Annotated in this window: 14 protein-coding genes; 10 read left to right on the top strand and 4 right to left on the bottom strand. The window is 63.7% G+C overall.

What is annotated here, in order from left to right; translation table 11 throughout:
* Nucleotides 1–96: 96 nt before the first annotated feature.
* Nucleotides 97–2,160 (bottom strand): sodium:solute symporter family protein, encoded by a 2,064-nt coding sequence (locus ACN9M1_RS05580; protein ID WP_426398103.1) that lies wholly within the window; start codon nucleotides 2,158–2,160, stop codon nucleotides 97–99.
* Between the two features lie 15 nt (nucleotides 2,161–2,175).
* Nucleotides 2,176–4,158 (bottom strand): acetate--CoA ligase, encoded by a 1,983-nt coding sequence (gene acs / locus ACN9M1_RS05575; RefSeq protein WP_426398102.1) that lies wholly within the window; start codon nucleotides 4,156–4,158, stop codon nucleotides 2,176–2,178.
* A gap of 216 nt (nucleotides 4,159–4,374) precedes the next feature.
* Between acs and ACN9M1_RS05570 the strand changes: the two genes are divergently transcribed.
* The 6 genes from ACN9M1_RS05570 to murI all read left to right on the top strand — a co-directional run bounded on the left by ACN9M1_RS05570 (nucleotide 4,375) and on the right by murI (nucleotide 10,366).
* Nucleotides 4,375–5,334: a DMT family transporter gene (locus ACN9M1_RS05570; protein WP_426398100.1), complete on the top strand. Its 960-nt coding sequence runs from the start codon at nucleotides 4,375–4,377 to the stop codon at nucleotides 5,332–5,334.
* A 9-nt stretch (nucleotides 5,335–5,343) separates the two neighbouring features.
* The gene (locus ACN9M1_RS05565; protein WP_426398099.1) at nucleotides 5,344–5,892 is read left to right on the top strand and encodes a metalloprotease; all 549 of its coding nucleotides are present in this window, start codon (nucleotides 5,344–5,346) and stop codon (nucleotides 5,890–5,892) included.
* 108 nt (nucleotides 5,893–6,000) lie between these two features.
* Complete coding sequence (locus ACN9M1_RS05560) at nucleotides 6,001–6,540, top strand: TIGR00645 family protein (RefSeq protein WP_426398097.1); 540 nt, start codon at nucleotides 6,001–6,003, stop codon at nucleotides 6,538–6,540.
* A gap of 132 nt (nucleotides 6,541–6,672) precedes the next feature.
* The gene (locus ACN9M1_RS05555) at nucleotides 6,673–7,773 is read left to right on the top strand and encodes an Acg family FMN-binding oxidoreductase (RefSeq protein ID WP_426398095.1); all 1,101 of its coding nucleotides are present in this window, start codon (nucleotides 6,673–6,675) and stop codon (nucleotides 7,771–7,773) included.
* Nucleotides 7,774–7,986: 213 nt separating this feature from the next.
* Entirely contained in the window at nucleotides 7,987–9,510 is a 1,524-nt protein-coding gene (locus ACN9M1_RS05550; RefSeq protein ID WP_426398094.1) for a fumarate hydratase, read from the top strand.
* Nucleotides 9,511–9,517: 7 nt separating this feature from the next.
* The gene (gene murI, locus ACN9M1_RS05545) at nucleotides 9,518–10,366 is read left to right on the top strand and encodes a glutamate racemase (protein WP_426398092.1); all 849 of its coding nucleotides are present in this window, start codon (nucleotides 9,518–9,520) and stop codon (nucleotides 10,364–10,366) included.
* Nucleotides 10,367–10,406: 40 nt separating this feature from the next.
* Here murI and ACN9M1_RS05540 read toward each other — a convergent pair whose 3' ends face one another.
* Entirely contained in the window at nucleotides 10,407–11,684 is a 1,278-nt protein-coding gene (locus tag ACN9M1_RS05540; protein ID WP_426398090.1) for a dicarboxylate/amino acid:cation symporter, read from the bottom strand.
* 360 nt (nucleotides 11,685–12,044) lie between these two features.
* Here ACN9M1_RS05540 and ACN9M1_RS05535 point away from each other — a divergent pair, with 360 nt between their 5' ends.
* Nucleotides 12,045–12,386 (top strand): DHCW motif cupin fold protein, encoded by a 342-nt coding sequence (locus tag ACN9M1_RS05535; RefSeq protein ID WP_426398088.1) that lies wholly within the window; start codon nucleotides 12,045–12,047, stop codon nucleotides 12,384–12,386.
* Here the strand turns inward: ACN9M1_RS05535 and ACN9M1_RS05530 are convergent, their stop codons facing one another.
* On the bottom strand, nucleotides 12,387–14,714 hold the full coding sequence (locus tag ACN9M1_RS05530; RefSeq protein ID WP_426398087.1) for an AAA family ATPase: 2,328 nt from the start codon (nucleotides 14,712–14,714) through the stop codon (nucleotides 12,387–12,389). It lies immediately after the preceding gene.
* 777 nt (nucleotides 14,715–15,491) lie between these two features.
* On the opposite strand from ACN9M1_RS05530, the gene ACN9M1_RS05525 reads away from it, so the two are divergent.
* From ACN9M1_RS05525 to ACN9M1_RS05515, 3 genes are read left to right on the top strand one after another with little or no spacing between them, the layout of a single operon-like run.
* On the top strand, nucleotides 15,492–16,151 hold the full coding sequence (locus tag ACN9M1_RS05525; protein WP_426398085.1) for a TonB family protein: 660 nt from the start codon (nucleotides 15,492–15,494) through the stop codon (nucleotides 16,149–16,151).
* A gap of 33 nt (nucleotides 16,152–16,184) precedes the next feature.
* The gene (locus ACN9M1_RS05520; protein WP_426398083.1) at nucleotides 16,185–16,913 is read left to right on the top strand and encodes a MotA/TolQ/ExbB proton channel family protein; all 729 of its coding nucleotides are present in this window, start codon (nucleotides 16,185–16,187) and stop codon (nucleotides 16,911–16,913) included.
* 9 nt (nucleotides 16,914–16,922) lie between these two features.
* Nucleotides 16,923–17,336 carry an ExbD/TolR family protein gene (locus ACN9M1_RS05515; RefSeq protein ID WP_426398081.1) on the top strand — a complete coding sequence of 138 codons (414 nt, stop codon included), beginning with the start codon at nucleotides 16,923–16,925 and terminating at the stop codon, nucleotides 17,334–17,336.
* Nucleotides 17,337–17,358: the final 22 nt, after the last annotated feature.

Genomic DNA, 17,358 nt, shown 5'->3' with positions numbered 1-17,358 from the left:
TCGGGGAGGGCCCACCTTGAGCGCCGAACGGCCGAACTCGGCCCATCGGTCCGCCCTTGGGTTCTTCCCCGGAAATCGGCGATGAACCGTCTTTTTCTAGATCGGATCGCGGATGTAGCCGACCAGCTTGTCGACCACCGGCCGGTTCGGTTTCGTCAGCAGGCTGACGACAACGGCGGCCGCAAACCCGGCGGGCACGCCAAACGCGCCCGAGGCAATCGGGTCGACGCCAAACCACGGCTGCCCCAGTACGCCCGTCATGCGCGTGAAGAACGGATAGTTGGCGATGATGTAGTACACGCTCACCGCCAAGCCGCTCACCATGCCAGCAATGGCGCCCGCGCGGTTGGTGCGCTTCCAGAACACCCCCAGCACCAGCACCGGAAAGAAGCAAGACGCCGCCAGCGAGAACGCCGCCCCCACCAGGAAGAGGATGTTGCCCGGCTTCAACGACGTCACATACGCCGCGAGCAATGCCACACCCAGCAGGACGACCTTGGCGCTGGTCACACGCCGCTGGTGGCTTGCCGTGTTGTCGATCATGTGGAAGTACACGTCGTGCGACAGCGCATTGGCGATGGTCAGCAGCAGGCCGTCGGCGGTGGACAGCGCAGCCGCGAGCGCCCCTGCCGCAATCAACCCAGAGATCACATAGGGCAGCCCGGCGATCTCGGGCGCCGCCAGCACGACCATGTCGGGCTGCATCATCACCTCGGCCCATTGCACGATGCCGTCGCCATTGATGTCGTGCAACGCAAACACAGGCGGATCGACCTTGCGCCATGGCACGATCCATTGCGGCAAATCCGCGAACGGCGCGCCCACCAGATGCTGCAACAAATCGAGCTTGACCAACGCCGCCAGCGCCGGGGCCGACACGTACAGCAGCGCGACGAAGAACAGGGTCCAACTCACGGAATTGCGCGTCTCGCGCACCGACGGCGTGGTGTGAAAGCGGGTGAGGATGTGCGGCAGACTCGCCGTGCCCACCATCAGGCAGAACACCAGCAAAACGAAGTTCAGCCGCTCGGTGCCGCGCTCGTTTTCCGAGGTGGAGGGAAACGGCTCGGCCGAGGGTGGCGGCAGTTGGCTGCGCGCCAGCGCATCTTCACGTTGCTGATTCCACACCATCGAGGCGGTTGCGGCATCGGCGGGAAATTCTTCCCGCGCCCGCTCCAGCGCCTTGATCTCGCGCAGCGGCGCGTTGCGCTCGCGGGCCAGTTTGAGTTGTGTGTTCAGCGCCTCGCGCGCTTCCACAAACGACTGCGGCAGTTGCGCAATGCGCTCCTGCAGCGCGCGGGCTTCGTTCAGGAAGTGGTCACGCACGCCCTGTTCTGCCGGGTCATGGGCAATGCGCTGCTCCTCTTTCTGAATCTGCAGCAGCAGGCGGCCCGTCGAAAGCTGCGGCAGCGGATCGTGATACCGCTGCCAGCCGATCAGCCCCACCACCCCCAGGAACGACACGATCATGATGATGTACTGCGCCACCTGGGTCCACGTGACCGCGCGCATGCCGCCCAGGAACGAGCACACCAGAATGCCCGCCAGCCCGAAGAACACCCCCACCGAAAACTCCACGCCGATAAAGCGCGTGACCACCAGCCCCACACCCTGAATCTGTGCGACGAGGTAGACGAACGAGCAAAGCGTCGCCCCCAGCACCGCGATGCCGCGCACGACAGAACTGCCGCCGCGTTCGCCATTGCCGTAGCGATTGGCAAGAAAATCCGGCACCGTGTAGCCACCAAATTTGCGCAGGTACGGCGCCAGCAAGAAAGCGACGAGGCAGTAGCCGCCCGTCCACCCCATCACGTACGCCAAGCCTTCATAGCCGGAGGCAAACACGATGCCCGCCAGGCCGATGAACGAGGCGGCGCTCATCCAGTCAGCCGCGGTGGCCATGCCGTTGAAGAACGCGGGCACGCGGCGCCCGGCCACGTAGTACTCGGTCAGATCCGCCGTGCGGCAGATCAGCCCGATGCAGGCATAAACCGCGATGGTGACGAACAGGAACACATAGCCCAGCCACACGCCGGGCCCGCGCACGCGCTCGATCGCCCCCATCATGACGATGAAAAGCAGCAGCCCTACGGTGTAGAGCCCGTAATAGAGAAACAGCCGCTTACGAAAGCGGCTGTCTTGTTGTGGAGCAGAAGCCAAGATTGGCGACCCGTGTTAGCGCGCGTCCTTCAGCTGATCCAGGATGGCTGGATTCTCCAGCGTGGACGTATCTTGCGTAATGTCCTCGCCCTTGGCCAGCGAGCGCAACAGCCGGCGCATGATCTTGCCCGAGCGCGTCTTCGGCAGGTTGTCGCCAAAGCGGATGTCCTTCGGCTTGGCAATCGGGCCGATCTCCTTGCCCACCCAGTTGCGCAGTTCGGTGGCGATCTGCTTGGCTTCGTCACCCTCGGGGCGCGAACGCTTGAGCACCACGAATGCGCAGATGGCCTCGCCCGTCATGTCGTCAGGGCGGCCCACCACGGCGGCCTCAGCCACCAGCGGGTTCGCCACCAGTGCCGATTCGATTTCCATCGTGCCCATGCGGTGGCCCGACACGTTCAGCACATCATCGATACGGCCCATGATGGTGAAGTAGCCGGTGTCCTTGTCGCGGATCGAACCATCGCCCGCCAGGTACAGCTTGCCGCCCAGCTCTTCCGGGAAGTAGCTCTTCTTGAAACGCTCCGGGTCGCCCCAGATGGTGCGGATCATCGACGGCCACGGGCGCTTGACGACCAGGATGCCGCCCTGCCCGTTCGGCACGTCCTGCCCGGTTTCATCGACGATGGCGGCCATGATGCCCGGCAGCGGCAGCGTGCACGAGCCCGGTACCAGCGGCGTGGCGCCTGGCAGCGGCGTGATCATGTGGCCGCCGGTTTCCGTTTGCCAGAACGTATCGACGATCGGGCAACGGCCGCCGCCCACGTTCGTGTGGTACCACATCCAGGCTTCCGGGTTGATCGGCTCACCCACGGTGCCGAGCAGGCGCAGGCTGGACAGGTCGTATTGCTTCGGGTGGATCTTCTCGTCGGCTTCAGCGGCCTTGATCAGCGAGCGGATTGCCGTCGGCGCGGTGTAGAACGTGTTGACCTTGTGGCGCTGGATCATGTCCCAGAAGCGGCCAGCGTTCGGGTATGTCGGCACGCCTTCGAACACGACCTGCGTGGCACCAGCCGCCAGCGGCCCATACGTAATGTAGCTATGCCCCGTGACCCAGCCGATGTCGGCCGTGCACCAGAAGACATCGTCGGGCTTCAGGTCGAAGGTCCACTGCATGGTCAGCAGCGTCCACAGCAGGTAGCCGCCTGTGCTGTGCTGCACGCCCTTCGGCTTGCCGGTCGAACCCGAGGTGTAGAGAATGAACAGCGGGTGCTCGGCGCTCACCGGGGTGACTTCGCAGGTGTCCGGCTGGCCCGCCTCGACCTCGTCCATTGCGCGGTCGCGGCCTTCCACCCAGTTCACGTTGCCGTTGGTGCGGCGGTAGACGATCACGTGCTTGACCGCCTCGGTACCTTCCATGGCCAAGGCTTCATCGGCGATGGCCTTGAGCGGCAGCGCCTTGCCGCCGCGCATCTGTTCGTCTGCCGTGATGAGCGCCACGGCGCCCACGTCGACAATGCGCTCCTGCAGCGACTTGGCCGAGAACCCGCCGAACACCACGGAGTGCGTCGCACCAATACGCGCACAGGCCTGCATGGCGACGATGCCTTCCACCGACATCGGCATGTAGATGACGACGCGATCGCCCTTCTGGATGCCCAGGGCCTTCAAGCCGTTGGCGAAGCGGCAGACGCGTGCATGGAGTTCGCGATACGTGATGCGCGTGACCTTGCCGTCGTCCGTCTCGAAAATGATGGCGACCTTGTCGGCGTTGCCGTTCTCAAGGTTGCGCTCCAGGCAGTTGTACGAGGCGTTCAGCTCGCCGTCTTCAAACCACTTGTAGAACGGCGCGTTGGATTCATCCAGCACCTTGGTAAAGGGCTTGTGCCACACGAGGTGCTCGTGCGCCAAGCGCGCCCAGAAGCCTTCGTAGTCTTGCTCGGCCTCAGCGCACAGGGCACGGTATGCATCCATGCCGGCGATGTTTGCCTGTTTGACAAAGGACGCGGGCGGGTCAAAAACGCGCGTTTCCTGCAGGACAGATTCAATGCCAGCCATGATGTCTCCTGATAGCGATGTCTGTGATCGTTTTGCGGCGAATCTAAGGGGCTGACCTGACTCCAGCCTTACGTATTCTGACGCCGCGCTTGGACCACGATTGGACACGAAGGGCATTACTATAATGCGTCACTTCGTCTGACGGCTCGCATCGCAGTGCAGCATGACCGGCCCGAGAGCCGCGCCGCGCGCCGTTTTCCACCCCATTCATTCATCGTGTCCATCCACGCCCTCTTCTTGATTGCTGCCATGGCATTGGTGGGCAGCAACGTCGGTTTCGGCAAATCGATTGTTGCCGTCATGCCGGTGATGCTGTTTGCACTGCTGCGGTTCTTGATCGCCATCGTGTGCATGGCACCGTGGTACAAGCCCGCCCGCATGCGCCGCGTGACGCGTACCGAGTGGACCAACCTGTTCCTGCAGGCGTTCTTCGGCACGTTCGGCTTTACGCTGCTGATGCTCAATGGCGTCAAGCTCACGTCGGCGCTGGCCGCCGGCATCATCACCAGCACGATTCCGGCCACGGTGGCGCTGCTGTCGTGGCTGGTGCTGCGCGAGAAGCCGTCGCGGCGGACCTTTGTGTCGGTCGTGCTGGCGGTGGCAGGCGTGGCCATCCTCAACGCTTATCGGGGCGGCGAATCCTCCGGTGCGGCGCCCGCCGATGCGTCACAGGCGCTGCTGGGCAATTTGCTGGTCATGGGCGCAGTGCTGTGCGAATCGATTTACGTGATCCTCTCGCGGCGCCTGACGCAAACATTGCCCGCCATCGAGATCTGCGCGTACACGCATTTGATCGGCGGCCTGCTGATGCTGCCGCTGGGGCTGATACCGCTGCTGACGTTCGATGTGTCGAGCGTACCGGCATCCATCTGGGGCTTGGTCGTCTGGTATGCGCTGTCGGCCAGCATCTTCTCGTTCTGGCTGTGGATGAAGGGCATCCGCCACGTGCCGGCACATCTGGCGGGTGTGTTCACTTCCGTGCTGCCGATTGCGGCGGCCACATACGGCGTCGTCGCACTGGGCGAGACACCCGGATGGCCGCATGCCGTGGCGCTGGCGTGCGTGGTGGTGGGCATTCTGGTCGCCAGCTGGCCAGCACGCCCTCGCCAGCCGGCGCGCCGTGGGCGCGTCGTCGATCCGCTGGACCCGCTCGACCCTTCGCTTGATCACGAATAACAACGCTGCATGAAACGCCACTTTCGCCTTCGCAATCTGCGCATCTTCGGCGCGCCGGTCTATGTCCATTGGACGGTGCTTGCCGGCTCGGCAGTGCTGCTGATGCTCTCGCTCAAAACCCCCATCACTGCGCTGGCCACGCTCTGTTCGTACCTCAGCATGATCTTGCTGCATGAGGCCGGACATGCCTACTTGGCGCGACGTGCCGGCGCCCGCGTTCACGCAATCCACCTCGGTCTCTTCCACGGCCTGTGCGTGTACGAAGCACCGCCACGCGAACGGGACATCTACGTGATTGCCTGGGGCGGCGCGCTGGCTCAGCTGGCCGTGGCCCTGCCCTTGATCCTGCTGGCCAACCTCACGCCCATCGTGCGCTGGCCGATCCTGGGTGAAGTCGTGCTGTATCTCGGCTATGTCAGCCTGTTCTGGGCCATCGTCAACCTGATCCCGGCACCCGGCCTGGATGGTGAAAACGCTTGGCGTCTGCTGCGCTGGCCCGGCAAATGGCGATCGGGCACTAAACCAGCCCGGGCCCGGCATCTGCGCCGCGTGAAATAGCACGCACGGGGCCGCAAACGTAGGCAGATCCTAAGCCGGCCCGCATCGTCCTGACGCCACAAGCCGCTACAATCGCGCGGTTTTTCGTCCACCGCCCCTTTCTGCCCCATGAAGTCGCCCATCGCTCCGCTGCGCCCGATTCCGCGCCTGATCTTCTTTTCCCGCTGGCTGCAATTGCCGTTGTATCTGGGGCTGATCGTCGCCCAGGCGGCGTATGTGTACCTGTTCGTCGTCGAGGTGTGGCACCTGGTTTCACACCTGGGTGACATGGACGAAACCAAGATCATGCTCGCCGTGCTGGGCCTGATTGACGTGGTCATGATCTCCAACCTGCTGATCATGGTGGTCATTGGCGGGTACGACATCTTCGTGTCCAAGCTGGGCATTGAGGGGCATGAGGATGAGCCCGAATGGCTCGACCACGTCAACGCCGGCGTGCTGAAGGTGAAGCTCTCGATGGCGCTGATCAGCATCTCGTCGATCCACCTGCTCAAGACCTTCATCGACGCCAGCCAGAAAGACACGCATACGATCCTGTGGCAGGTGGCCATTCACCTCGCCTTCCTGGTATCTGCGCTGGTGATGGCCTGGGTGGACAAGATCGTTTCGCACGCCCACCCGCACGACGAGACTGCTGGTGCGCATTGACGCGCTCCCCTGACGGCGCTCGCCCTCAAATCAAACACCCCGCATCGGCACGCGCAAAGACGCTAACCGCTTGATGGAGATCAACCGCCCCTGGCCCTGTTGCCGATAGCGTGCGGGCAAAGGGGGGGCAGCATGAATCGACGCGGCTTCACGGCAGGAACCATCGGCTTGCTGGCGCTAGGCGGCGCGAGTGCTTGGGGCTGGCGTGCGTCGATCGGCTCCATGCGCGAATACACGCGCTATGCCGCAGCGTTGCGGGCCGACCTTGCACCCGACCCAAGCCTGCGCGAACTCATCCGCTACGCAACGCTGGCGCCGAACAGCCACAACACGCAGCCGTGGCGCTTCACCATCGGTGGCGGGATGGTCGGTATCCATGCCGATCTATCCCGCGCGACGCCCGCTGTTGACCCCGATCACCATCACCTCTTTGTCAGCCTAGGCTGCGCTGCGGAGACGTTGCGCATTGCGGCCCAGGCAACGGGGCGTCCGGGAGCGTTGCTGGTCGAGGAGACTGGCGCCATTCGCTATGCCTTCTCGAACGGCACGTCACGCGCGGATGCCTTGTTCGCGGCCATCCCGAGACGGCAATCCACCCGCGCGGAGTTTGATGGCCGCTCCGTCCCTGCCGCCGATCTCAAAACCCTGGTGCGGGCCGCCGCCATCCCCGGCGTGAATCTCGTCCTCGTCACGGACCGGCCTCGCATTGACGACATTCGCGATCTGGTGATCGCCGGCAACGATGCGCAGATGGCCGACCCCGCGTTCATCAACGAGTTGAAGCATTGGCTGCGTTTCAATCCGAAGAGCGCAATGGCGGCAGGAGACGGGCTCTTCTCAGCCACCAGCGGCAACCCCGTGCTACCCGACGCCGTTGGCCGCCGCGCATTCGACCACTTCGTGACAGCCACTGCCGAAAGCCGCAAATACCAGCGCCAGATGGACAGCTCCGCTGGCATCGCCGTGTTCGTCGGTGAAAGCGAAGACCGCGCACATTGGGTCGCGGTAGGCCGGGCTTACCAGCGCTTTGCGCTTGCCGCGACCAGCCTCGGGTTGCGCTGTGCCTTCGTGAACCAGCCAATCGAAGTGGCCCGCTTACGCCCCGACTTGGCCGCGATCATCGGCGCACCGGGCAAGCGCCCCGACCTCGTGATGCGGTTCGGCTACGGCCCCGAGCTTGCCTTCTCGCCACGCCGGCCCGTGGAGGCAGTCCTATCCCCTGCCGACCAATAGACGCGGCCGCTGACGCACATTGACGCGCCGAGGTTGTCGGCACAGCGATTCCGACGAACGCGCTCGGACAATCCGTGCCCAACATTGGGTGTATGATCTTGGGCTGTTCTGAGCCGGTGGCGCCCGCTGCCGGCACTTAGCGCAGGTGTGCAGATCACTGCGCTCTGCCGCATCCAGCACCCGGTTTCTCATTCCTATACGTTGGTCCCCACCATGACCGTCATTCGTCAAGAAGACCTCATCCAGAGCGTCGCCGACGCGCTGCAGTACATCAGCTACTACCACCCGATGGACTACATCACTGCTCTGGGCCGCGCCTATGAGCAGGAGCAGAGCCCGGCGGCGAAGGATGCCATCGCGCAGATCCTGACCAACAGCCGCATGTGCGCGGAAGGCAAGCGCCCGATCTGCCAGGACACTGGCATCGTCACCGTGTTCTTGAAGGTGGGCATGAACGTGCGCTGGGACGGCGCCACGATGAGCCTGGAAGACATGGTCAACGAAGGCGTGCGCCGCGCGTACAACGACGTCGACAACAAGCTGCGCGCCAGCGTGCTGGCTGACCCGGCCGGCAAGCGGACCAACACGAAGGACAACACCCCGGCCGTGATCAACATGTCGATCGTGCCGGGCGATACGGTGGACGTGATCGTCGCGGCCAAGGGCGGCGGCTCGGAAGCCAAGTCGAAGTTCGTGATGCTGAATCCGTCGGACTCGATCGTCGACTGGGTGCTCAAGACCGTGCCGACCATGGGCGCCGGCTGGTGCCCGCCGGGCATGCTGGGCATCGGCATTGGCGGCACGGCTGAAAAGGCCATGCTGCTGGCCAAGGAAGCCCTGATGGAGCCGATCGACATTCAAGACCTGATCGCCCGCGGCCCGAGCAACCGTGCAGAAGAACTGCGCATCGAGCTGTACGAGAAGGTCAACGCGCTGGGCATTGGCGCGCAAGGCCTGGGCGGTCTGGCCACCGTGCTCGACGTGAAGATCCTCGACTACCCGACCCACGCGGCCAACCTGCCGGTCGCCATGATCCCGAACTGCGCCGCCACGCGCCACGCACACTTCACGCTGGACGGCAGCGGCGTTGCCAAGCTGGAAGCGCCGGACCTGTCGCAATGGCCGAAGGTCGAATGGGCACCGAACACGGAAACGTCGAAGCGCGTGGACCTGAACGCGCTCACGCCGGAAGAAGTCGCCTCGTGGAAGCCGGGCCAGACCCTGCTGCTCAACGGCAAGATGCTCACCGGCCGCGACGCTGCACACAAGCGCATCGCCGACATGCTGACCAAGGGCGAGAAGCTGCCGATCGACTTCACCAACCGCGTGATCTACTACGTCGGCCCGGTCGACCCGGTGCGCGATGAAGTCGTCGGCCCGGCCGGCCCGACCACGGCTACCCGCATGGACAAGTTCACCGAGACGATGCTCGCCCAGACAGGCCTGATCGCCATGGTGGGCAAGGCCGAGCGCGGCCCGGTTGCCATCGAGTCGATCAAGAAGCACAAGTCGGCCTACCTGATGGCCGTGGGCGGTGCGGCTTACCTTGTATCGAAGGCCATCCGTGGTTCCAAGGTGCTGGCGTTTGAAGACCTGGGCATGGAAGCCATCTACGAATTCGACGTGAAGGACATGCCTGTCACCGTCGCCGTCGATAGCTCGGGCACCTCTGTGCACAAGACCGGCCCGGCGGAGTGGCAAGCGAAGATCGGCAAGATCCCCGTCGCTGCTGCTTGATTCTTCTATGACGACACGCGCGCAGGCACCGGTCGGAGTCTTTGATTCCGGCCTCGGAGGGCTCTCCGTCCTGCGCGCGATTCGCGCCGAACTGCCGGCCGAATCGCTTCTCTACCTGGCGGATTCCCGCCATGCCCCGTACGGGGAAAAATCTCCTGAATACATCGCTGATCGGACACTGCGTGTGTGCGAGTGGCTGGTCGACCAAGGCTGCAAGGCGCTGGTGATCGCGTGCAATACCGCCACCGCGCAGGCCGTGCATGTGCTGCGTGAAAAGCTGGCGGTGCCCGTGATTGGCGTTGAGCCGGGCCTGAAACCGGCGGTCGCTATATCAAAGAGTCGCGTGGTCGGTGTGCTGGCGACCGAAAGCACGCTGCGCAGCGAGAAATTCGCGCGCCTGTTGGCAGCAGTCTCCGGCGATTGCACAGTGCTGAGCCAGCCCGGCTACGGCCTCGTCCCCTTGATTGAACGCGGCGAGACGCACTCGCCTGCCGTGCTGGAGTTGCTGCAGGCCTATCTGCAGCCGATGCTCGATGCCGGCGCCGACACGCTGGTCCACGGCTGCACGCACTACCCGTTTCTGGAAAACGCCATCCGCGAGATTGCGGGCGATCGGCTGACGCTGATCGATACCGGCCACGCTGTTGCGCGACATCTGGGCCGCACGCTGGCGGCAGCGCAATTGCAGGCCACGGGCAACGCTGCGTCACCGCGCTTCATGAGCACCGGTGATGTGCTCCCGCTGCAGGCCATGGTGGCCGCCTTGTTGGGCGAGGCGCCCATGGCGCAGCACGTGGACATTGGCGACGCACCGCTCACCCCTGCAGCGACCTCGCTCGCTTCGCAAGCTGAATAAAAAAACGCCACCTGGGTAGGTGGCGTTTTTACTTTGGGCTTCAGCCGAGGTTTGGCTGCGCGACAGGCTCGGCCACTTCGGCTTCGCTGTCCTCTTCAGCCGGCTCGTACTTCGCCACCACGGCGGTGGCCAGGCTATTGCCGATCACGTTGGTGGCCGTGCGGCCCATGTCGAAGAACTGGTCGATACCGATGATCAGCAGCAGACCCGCTTCCGGCAGATGGAACATCGGCAGCGTGGCCGCTACCACCACCAGCGAGGCACGCGCCACGCCAGCCATGCCCTTGCTCGTGAGCATCAGCACCAGCAGCAGCGTGACTTGCTGCGTAAAGCTCATCTGGATGTTGTAGGCCTGGGCGATGAACATCACCGCAAACGCCTGGTACATCATCGAGCCATCGAGGTTGAACGAATACCCCAGCGGCAGCACGAAGCTGGCCACGCGCTTGGGCACGCCAAACTTCTCCAGCGCTTCCATCGTCTTCGGATACGCGGATTCGCTGCTTGCCGTGGCAAACGCCAGCATGGTCGGTTCACGAATCAAGCCCAGCAGGCGGCCCAGCGAACGGCCGAGCAGCACATAGCCGACGAAGAACAGGATCGCCCACAGCAACGCCAGACCCAGGTAGAACTCGCCGATCAGCTTGCCGTACGTCCACAGCACGCCCACGCCTTCCACCGTGATGGCGGCGGCCATGGCGGCAAACACGCCCAGCGGTGCGAAACGCATGACGTAGTCGGTGATGCGGAACATCAGCTTGGTCAGCTCTTCCAGGCCACGGCCGATCACGGACTCCATCGGGTTCTTCATCGTCGACAGCGCAGCGCCGAAGAACAGCGAGAACACCAGGATCTGCAGGATCTCGTTGGTGGCCATGGCCTCCACGATGCTGCGCGGGAACACGTGCGTGATGAAGGCCTTGAGCGTGAAGTCGCCCGTCTTCAGACCCGACGTGGCCGACATGTCGGGCAGCGGCAGGTTCATGTGCACGCCCGGCTGGAAGAAGTTGACCAGCACCATGCCCAGCGCCAGCGACGTGGCCGATGCGCACACAAACCAGATCATCGCGCGCAGGCCGACGCGGCCGACCGCGTTGCCACCGCTCATGCTCGCCAGGCCCGTCACCAGGGTCGAGAACACCAGCGGCGCAATGATCATCTTGATCATGCGCAGGAAGATGTCGGTGATGATGCTGAAGTACGACGCGATGTCCTTGGCCGCCGCAGCGTCCTTGGCGTATTCATGGCAGCCCCAGCCGACGGCAATGCCCAGCACCATGGCAATACCGATATGGGAGGTCAGACGTTTGGTGTTCAAGACTTTCTCCAAGGAATACCTGTGGCCGGAGGGCGGCACAGGCAGACGCGGATCTTATGGGGACCAGGGCGGCCCAATTTCGTCACGCTTTGTAAAAAGCGACGATATTAGACAAGCGGATGGCCATCGTTATGTCGATGTTGCATAGCACCATGCAATTTCTGCATACATTGACCAGCCACGGTTAGCGCCCTGCTGCAACGCGGCGCCAGCATTGGAACGGCGAGGAATCCGCTTGATGATTGAGGCACGCGCAAGATCGCCGGTGGGCACGCGGCAAGCGCCTCTACATGCACACGCCATGCGGCGCGCACGCCACTGCTACCATCGCGGTTCGGCCGAACCAACCGGACACCTTCGATGAAAATGTCCCCATTTGCCTTCGGCACCACCGACTGGTCTGCCGTCGAGCCCACCGAACATGCCGGCGAAACTGGCAAGGCGTTCTGGCGTACCCGCTACTTTGGTGACGAACCCAACCGCATCCGCGTGCGCATGGTCGAGTACACGCCCGGCTATTTGGCTGACCACTGGTGCAGGAAAGGGCACATCCTGTTCTGCCTAGACGGCGAACTGGAAACCACGCTGGAAGATGGTCGCAAGTTCACGCTCACGCCGGGCATGAGCTACCAAGTGGGCGACGATGCGGAGGCGCACCAGTCCTATACCAAGACCGGCGCCAAGCTCTTTATCGTCGATTGATTAGCGCGGCGGCGTGAATCCGATCGACCGCCGCTCACGCAGCTCCGGCTTGATCGAGTGCTCCTGCCGCAGTTGCGCCAGAAACGCCTCAGGGTCGAGCGCCTCGCCTAGCAGCACGGATTGCTGCTTCACCACCGCAAAGTCCCCCGGCGTGAGCATGTCGAGCGAGGCAAGGATCTCGCGCCACACCGGTTTGAGCGCGTCAGCGTTCCCGCCCAGCGCTTCGGCAATGAACATCTGCTCGCGCTGCGGCCGCATCAGTGGCTTGAAGCGGATCTTGAACGCAAAGCGACGCAGCGCCGCCTCGTCAATGCGATCAAACAGGTTCGTGGTGCACACGAAGATGCCGTCAAAGCGCTCCATGCCCTGCAGCATCTCGTTGACTTCCGACACCTCGTAGTTACGCACGGCGGCCTGGCGGCTCTGCATGAAGCTGTCGGCCTCGTCGAGCAACAGCAGCGCGCGTTCCTCTTCTGCGCGCGAGAACATCGCGGCAATCTGCTGTTCGGTCTCACCCACGTACTTGCTCATCAGGTCGGACGCGCGCTTGATCATCAGCGGCACATCGAGCTGGCTGGCAATGTGTTCGGCCAGCACCGTCTTGCCTGTGCCCGGTGGGCCGTAGAAGCACAGCGTGCCGCGCTTGCGGGCACGCAGCGCATCGATGATGCGGTCGATCGAGAACCGCGTCTCCACATTCAGGTAATCGAGCTTGTATTCGGTGACCACGCGGTGTGCCTGCACGTCAGGGCGCAGGCCCATGGCTTGGTCCGCATGGTCAAGCTGGCGCACGATGAGCGATTCGGCAGACTCCTCCATCGCCGGCTGCGTCAGGCGTGCGAAGCGCGCTGCGGAGTCGATCTGCGCGGGCGTGAGCGTCTTGCGCGCCGCCAGCTTGGCCATGAAGGCATCCGACACATCCAGCCCCTCCAGATGCTTGCGGATGATGCTCTCGCGCACCGTCGGCGGCGGCACCTTGAGTTCCAGATGGAACTGGAAGCGGCGCAGATACGCCGGATCAATCTGGCGGATGGAGTTCGATACCCAGATCACCGGCACGGGGTTCTGCTCCAGCGTCTGGTTGACCCACGCCTTGCCGTTGACCGAGCCTCGCGGCTCTTCGTGGCCAAACAGGCTCATCAGCTCGCGCGTGGGGCCGGGGAACACGTCCTCTACCTCATCGAACAGCAACACCGCGCCGGGCCGCCCGCGCAGGAAGGCTTGCGATACCTGCAGCGAGCGATAGCGATCTTTGCCGGTGAGGCTGTTGCCATCCTTGTCGAAGCAATCCACTTCATACAGTTCGCAGCCGGCATCGCGCGCCAGCACGCGCGCCAATTCTGTCTTGCCGGTACCTGGGGCGCCGTAGAGCAGAATATTCACGCCCATTGCGCGCGTCTGCGAGGCGTTCTCCAGCAGCGCGGTCAGATAACGCGCGTCGGTTTCAACGTGCGGGTAGTCGGATTGCGAGAGCGTGGTCGGCGGTGCGGGGCGCGTGAAGACCGCCATCATGTCCGCTTCGGTGGGGTAGTCGCCCAGCAGCACGTGCAGGAGGCGGTCGGAGATGCGCATCAGATCGCCCAGGTCGGTGACGCTGTTCTCCGGCAGCGGCGGCTCGATCAGGCCCAACGTTTCCAACCGCGAGCCAGGCCGCAAGGAGGCCGCCACCTCGGCGGTGCTCGCCCCGGCCAGACCAGCCAGCAATTGGAACGCCTCCTGGCTGTGCGCGACCTTGCAATCGACCATCACCGCACGCAAGTCGCGCTTGTACTTCACCAGCGAGGCAAACAACAGCAGCGCGCGCTCGTGCGGCGGCAGGCCCAGTACGCGCGCCAGCATGTCGATATTGCCGACCAGCAGCACACGCTCGTTGGAGAGCCGTTCGCCCAGCGCATCGCACGACGCGCCGAACACGGTGAACATGTCCTTGGCGTGGTGCTTCACGTACTCGTCCAGGTAATAGAACAGCGAGCCCTCGTCGAAGGCGCTGCTCCACTGGCCGTGGCGGTCCATGAAGGTAGGGAGGTCCAGCTTGCCGACCGCGCGCCAGCCCGGCATATCAGCGCAGCGCGCCGCCAGGAAGCGCTGCAGGCGCTGGATGACCGTCACCGGCCAGATCAACTCTGGCGCGCAGACAGTGAGGATGTCGTTGATGTTCGTGCGCAGATTGAAGCGCAAGCCCATCGCGCAAACGGTACGCAGCGCGAATTGCGCGCACATGGAATCCAATGACGATAGCAGCGATTGTGGCTGCCTTCCGCCGGTGGGGACGAACGTCCCGTCGTCATCGCCATCGGCGTCGTCCAGGCTGAGGTTGGCTTCGTCCATGGTCGCCCCCTGTTCCCACTTCCCCGTTCACGGTTGGCCGGCCGGTCACCGTGTTTGAATGTGTTTCATCCTAGCGCGTTCGCGCACACAGCGTACCCGGGTTGAACCCCGGGTTTTGCAAGTTACGCGCCTGCACCTGCCGCGCGCGCAAGCCGCCTGGGCAACCGGTTCTCCGCCATCCGCCATCTGGACGGCGGCCGCACCCCACGAATGACATGGAATTCTTACAAATGGGAATCATTATCATTTATACTTTGCCAATCGGCCCAATAGGCTGACCCTAGGTTTAGGCTGACTTATCGCAACACGGTTGCATATTGCAGGCCTACAATACCTGTCATGCTGGCGGCGATCCGCTGGCTCAACGATAGAGCGTGTTATGCACTTAAACAGGAGATGCGTTCGTCCCAAAACGGTTTGCGTGGTAGGCGCGGTCCGCCGCCCTTGGTCGTTCCAAGGGCAAGGGCTGCAACGCCCCACGCGGGCCGTTTTGGGACGAACCCTCCGGGAAGCCCATCAAAAAGCCGCATGGCTGCGTTGTGGCTCGCTTATGTGGCCCGCCACACCGCACTCGCCACGCCTTGCCCTGCGACTTTTTGATGGGCTTCGCACTCCTGCTTAAGTGCATAACACGCTCTGGACGCCATGGAACTGCTCCTCAGTCTGCTCATCAGCATCGGGGTGTCATTGATCGTCTTTGGCAAGCGCTGAAGCCTCCGTCCTGCTGCATACCTTGCTGCGTCGCCAACTTTTTCCGCTTTCGATTCCCGGTCGTTGATGATTCACCCTCGTACTCTCAAGATCCTGGTGGTCGTGCTGCTGTTGCACGCGGGCGTGCTGATGCTGATCCAGCTGGGCCTGATCCAACCGCCGCTGAGCAAGGAAGAACCGCCTGAACTGCAGGTGAACCTGATTCCGGCGGCCCAGCCCGAGCCCATCAAACAGCCCGAGCCGCCCAAGCCGCCGCCGGTCAAGCAGGAGGCACCTAAGCAGGTCAACATCGTCAAGCCGGTGCCGCAACCCAAGCCGACGCCCATGCCGACGCCTGCCTTGCCGCCATCGAACAACGCACCCGTGGTGCCCGCCGCACCGCCTGCTCCGCCAACGCCTCCAGCGGAACCCGCGCCCGCGCCGGCTCCGGTGTCGTCGGGCCCGATCAGCGTTGGCATCAACGATATCCAGTGCAGCGATCCGCAACCGGTCTATCCGTCGATGTCGCAGAAGATGGGTGAGGAAGGCCGCGCCATGGTTAAGCTCTCCATTGGCACGGGTGGCGAAGTCACCAACGTGGCGCTCACATCGTCCTCGGGCTCCCCTCGGCTGGACCGCGCTGCCACGGAAGCCGCACGCTCCATCAAGTGCACCCCATACAAGCAGAACGGCCATGCCGTGCCCGTGGTGGCCAGCAAACCGTACGTCTTCAAGCTCGATAATTAACCCGATCCGTCTCTCGTAATCAGGAAACCCATCATGCAGGAACTCGGTCTTTCCCATCTCTGGACACAAGGCGACATCGTGACGCGCGCCACGGCGATTCTGCTGCTGCTCATGTCGCTGGCCTCGTGGATCGTCATCCTCACCAAGGCGTGGGACATCGTGCGCCTGAAGTCGATGGCGCAAGGCGCGGAAAAGCGCTTCTGGCACTCCGATGACTTCGACCACGCCATGCAGACGCTTGGCAACCCGAAGGACAACCCGTTCTACACGCTCGCGCAGACGGGCCGCGAAGCCGCGCAGCACCATCGCGCCAGCCAGCCGCAACTGCACGACGTGATGGACATCTCCGACTGGCTCACGCGGTCGCTCAAGAGCGCGATTGACGAATCCGTCGGTCAGATGCAATCGGGCCTGGCGGTGCTGGCATCCGTGGGCTCGACTGCACCGTTCGTCGGTCTGTTCGGCACGGTGTGGGGCATCTATCACGCGCTGCTGGGTGTCGGCGCGGTGGGCGTGCCGACCATCGACAAGGTGGCAGGCCCCGTGGGCGAGTCGCTCATCATGACGGCCTTCGGCCTGGCCGTCGCCATTCCCGCCGTGCTGGGCTACAACGCGCTCACGCGCGGCAACAAGGCCATCATCGCCAAGCTCAACCGCTTTGCGCATGACCTGCACGCCTACTTCGTGACCGGTGCGCGCCTGCGCCCGGGTGCCGCACGCGATGAAGCCGGTGTGCGCCTGGCCGCCGTCAAGCCGCAATAAGGAACGGCCATGGCTTTCGGTTCCTTCGACAACGACGACGAGGTGATGAGCGAGATCAACATGACGCCGCTGGTCGACGTCATGCTGGTGCTGCTCATTATCTTCATCATCACCATTCCGGTGATCAACCACGCGGTGAAGATCGACCTGCCGCGCGCGTCCAACAAACCCGACGACGCCAAGCCGCAAAGCGTGAACGTGGAGATCGACGCGCAAGGCCAGGTGTTCTGGAACAACCAGCCGGTCGATGAAGCCACGCTGCAAGCCGACATTGAAAAGGCCGCGCAGCAACAGCCGCAGCCGGAAATGCATCTGCGTGCCGACCGTAGCGTGCGCTATGAGCGCGTGGCGCAGGTGATGGCCGCCATCCAGCGCGGCGGCCTGGCGCGTATCGGCTTTGTTACGGAGCCGCAGCGCAACTGACGCCTCCGCGCCGCAACGCACA

Origin of the sequence: Ralstonia sp. R-29, from assembly GCF_049913345.1 — a bacterium.
GTDB lineage: Bacteria > Pseudomonadota > Gammaproteobacteria > Burkholderiales > Burkholderiaceae > Ralstonia.
Note: the sequence above shows the minus strand (reverse complement) of the source record. Positions and strands in the feature narration are given on the sequence as shown.